Source organism: Sporomusa sp., assembly GCF_057736855.1.
This window is the reverse complement of record NZ_JBYKYF010000406.1, coordinates 1,607-2,253: the sequence shown is the minus strand read 5'-3', so window position 1 is coordinate 2,253 and position 647 is coordinate 1,607. Positions and strand designations below refer to the sequence as shown.

Below are 647 nucleotides of genomic sequence, written 5' to 3'. Positions count from 1 at the left end.
GGTGAAGGAAGTTTTAAATGTGATGAAAGAACTGGCAAATGAAGGAATGACAATGGTGGTTGTTACTCATGAGATGGGATTTGCAAGAGAAGTGGGAGACAGGGTCATTTTTATGGACGATGGAGTGATAGTAGAAGAAGGCACGCCTGAAGAAATTTTCTACAGGGCAAAAAATGAGAGGACAAGAGAATTTTTGAGCAAAATCTTATAAAACGCACCCTGGCAAAGGGTGTTTTTTATTTCCACATATTGCAGTGTGCACGTTTTTTATGTAAAATTATAATAAATAGAGGATGAGAGGGGTCTGATACTTATGAACATCATAGTAAGTGGTAAAAACGGAATGAGCATAACAGATGGCCTAAGAAATGCCGTCATAAAAAATGTTCAGAAACTCAGCAAATATTTCCCTCAGGATACAGAGGTAAGAGCAGTGTTAAGTGTTCAGAAAAATAACCACATAGCAGAACTCACCATACCATTTAAAGGAATTATCTTCAGGGCAGAAGAAGTAAGTGGTGACATGTACGTTTCAATCGGTGGAGCAGTGGATAAAATAGAGAGACAGATTTTAAAGCACAGAGCAAAGCTCAGGAATAGATTTGGTGCCAATGAGTCCATAAGATTTGATGTTCCTACTATTTACG

Annotated in this window: 1 protein-coding gene and 1 pseudogene; both read left to right on the top strand. The window is 38.0% G+C overall.

From position 1 onward, the window contains the following. Window positions 1–211 (top strand): annotated as a pseudogene (gene glnQ / locus AC29Z1_RS16900) (glutamine ABC transporter ATP-binding protein GlnQ); the annotation flags it as partial. Window positions 212–313: 102 nt separating this feature from the next. After that, the coding region (gene hpf / locus AC29Z1_RS16895; protein ID WP_488272617.1) for a ribosome hibernation-promoting factor, HPF/YfiA family at window positions 314–647 on the top strand (334 nt) is incomplete at its 3' end.